The sequence below is a fragment of the Trinickia sp. genome (genome assembly GCF_051961175.1).
In the GTDB taxonomy this organism is placed as follows: domain Bacteria; phylum Pseudomonadota; class Gammaproteobacteria; order Burkholderiales; family Burkholderiaceae; genus Trinickia.
The window spans coordinates 1-2,720 of the sequence record NZ_JBQCDN010000401.1 but is presented as its reverse complement, the minus strand read 5'-3'; the positions used below and the strand labels follow the sequence as shown (position 1 = coordinate 2,720).

Genomic DNA, 2,720 nt, shown 5'->3' with positions numbered 1-2,720 from the left:
ATCGCCGATGATCGGGACGACCGACAGATCGGGGAAGCGCTCGCGCAACTCTTCCGTCAGGCGGTACATCGCGAATTCGGAGATGTCGAGCGCGACGAGTTGCGCCGGGTTGAAACGCAAAATCTGGCGGCACAGTTCGGAGCCGATCGACCCGCCGGCGCCCGTGACCATCACGACGCGGCCGAGCAACAGCGCTTCGACGTGCGGCGTGTCGATTTTGACGGGATCGCGGCCAAGGAGGTCTTCAAGGTCGATTTGGCGGACTTGGGAGAGGAAGCCTTGGCCCGGGACCAGCGCGGTGAGCGACGGGAGGACCATCGCCCGCACGCCTGCGCGCACACAAAGCGTGGCGGCGCGGCGCTGCACTTCAACGGGGGCCGACGGGATGGCGATGATCGCGTGGTCAACCTTCATCGCGGCTGCGATCGACGACAGCTCATCGAACTTGCCTAGTACCTTGTGGCCATACACTTCCCGGCCGCGCTTGGCAGGATCATCGTCGAGCAGGCCGACCAGTCGCCATTGGCTCGAGCGGGACAACTCGCGCGCGAGCGCCGCACCCGCCCCGCCCGCGCCCAGCACGAGGACGGGCTTGCCTTGCGCCACCAAAGCGCCGTATAGATAGAACTCTTTCGTCGCGCGATAGGCGGCCCGTGCGCCCCCCATCGCGAGGAACAGCAACAATGGCGACACCGCCAGAACGGAGCGCGGGACGATCGGATCGGGCTGCACCATCGCCGAAGCCACCGTCGTCAGCAACGCCCCCGCCGCGACCGCCTTGGAGATGCGCATCAGGTCAGGCAGGCTCGCGAAAACCCACATGCCGCGATACAGACCGAACATCCGAAAGGTGGCCCCGTAGATGGGGAGTACCCATACGAGCGACCTCAGGCATCCGAGCAGAAAATCATGGGGGACAGAGCCGTTAAAGCGGATGAGATAGGCGGCCACCCACGCGGCGCCTGCGACGCAGACGTCGAAGAGAAAAGCACACAAGGAAAGCCACGAAGCTTTGTTATTTCTGAACATTGACGTCACCTTTCGCTTGTTCGGTCGATTGGAAACAGCGCCAACGCACATCGATAACCACACCCGCCAGCACAAGCACAATAGCCCATAGGACGACGATCATCCATTGCTCCCTGGCCGGAAGGCCAAGAGCCGAAAGTGCGAGGATGATGCCAATAAGCATGAGGAAATACCAGTAGATTGCAGTTCGGGCGTGACCGACACCCGAACGAATCATCCGTTGATAGTAATGTTCGCGATGCGCTTGCCAAACCTTTTCGCCGCGCATGAGGCGCCGCAGCAACGTAACCGAGGCGTCGCAAATGAAAGGGGCAAAACACATCGCGGGAAACCAGATCGCCCAGCTATTGGAACGCCAGCCCCAATAGCCGAGGGCGCCGGCAAGGAATCCGAGCGGAATCGAACCGGCATCGCCCAAGAAAATGCGTGCGGGATGGAAATTGAAAGCAAGGAAACCCAGGGCCGCCGCCGCCGTGGCAGCGCTGAGGAGCGCAAGCTCGGGGGGCGGGCTGCGGCCCCGCTAGCGCGGCTATCGCATAAGCGCCGAAACCACAAACGGCCATCCCGCCCGCGAGGCCATCGGAGCCGTCCATGAAGTTGTAGAGGTTGACGAGCCATACCAGCACGACGCCCAACCCCGCCAGACACCACCATGGAGCCGCTGCCGGATAGACGACGATCAACGCAACGACGGCCAGAAAGTGCGCCGCGAATCGAACGCGCGCAGGCAGCCCGCGGCGATCGTCGAGCTGCGACACCGCGGCGAGGAAGAGCACGCAAACGGCGATGAGCCAAAGGTGGGGAGCGCACACCCAGGCCGCGATGAGCACCATCGGAACCACGCCCCAGCCACCGACGCGAGGCGTCGGACGCTCGTGCAAGGAACGGGCGTTGGGGATGTCGGTCGCCAGCCGCCAGGCGAGCCCTGTTTTCAGCAAGACCGCCAGAATCGCACTGCAGCCGAGCGCCGCCGCCGCGGCAACCGCCAACGACAAGGGCATCAAGGAAAGACCGATATGTTCGATTGCCATCGGGGGCCTCAATGCTGCGTCGTCCGAAACCAGCGGGCCGTCTGCGCCAGCCCCTGGTCGAACGAATAAGGGGGTTGCCAACCCAAGGCGGTACGGATGTGCGTGTTGTCCACACGCAAGCCGCCCGTTAGCCGTTCGACTTGGGGCAAACGCCCCGTCGCGCGGCCCGCCAGCCGCAGCCAGGCGGCCGGTACGGGCAGCAACCTGGCGGGCTTACCCACATGCCGACCGATCGCTCTCGCCAATTCGGCGACGGTCGGGCTCTCATCGTCGGCCACATGAAAGCATCCGCCAAGCTGGTTTTTATCCGTGGCGCAGCGGAAGATCGCATCGGCGAGGTTGTCGACGTAGACCAGGCTGCGCCGGGCCTCGAGCGCCCCCAACGGCAACGGGATGCCCTTGGCGATCGCGCTCATGAGCGACAGGAAATTCGCGCGCACGCCGGGGCCGTACACGAGCGGCGGGCGAACGATGACGACTTCGAGCCCCGATTCCTCGGCGAACTGCCGCAACGCCACCTCGGCCTCGAGTTTGGAACGCCCGTACGGATCTTCCGGCTTCGGCGGATCGTCCTCGCGCAACGGCCGCCCCGGATCGACCTCGGCAACGGCCTTGATGCTGCTCACGAACACGAAGCGACGGACGCCGTTGCGATGAGCC

Annotated in this window: 2 protein-coding genes and 1 pseudogene; all 3 read right to left on the bottom strand. The window is 64.4% G+C overall.

The window, feature by feature from the left end; genetic code table 11:
- A partial coding sequence (locus tag ACTHL0_RS22855; protein WP_440569236.1) for a polysaccharide biosynthesis protein occupies positions 1-1,029 on the bottom strand: 1,029 nt, incomplete at its 3' end.
- Positions 1,016-2,060: pseudogene (locus ACTHL0_RS22850) on the bottom strand (MraY family glycosyltransferase). The pseudogene ACTHL0_RS22850 and the gene ACTHL0_RS22855, both read right to left, overlap by 14 nt.
- 8 nt (positions 2,061-2,068) lie before the next feature.
- The coding region (locus ACTHL0_RS22845; protein ID WP_440569235.1) for an NAD-dependent epimerase/dehydratase family protein at positions 2,069-2,720 on the bottom strand (652 nt) is incomplete at its 5' end.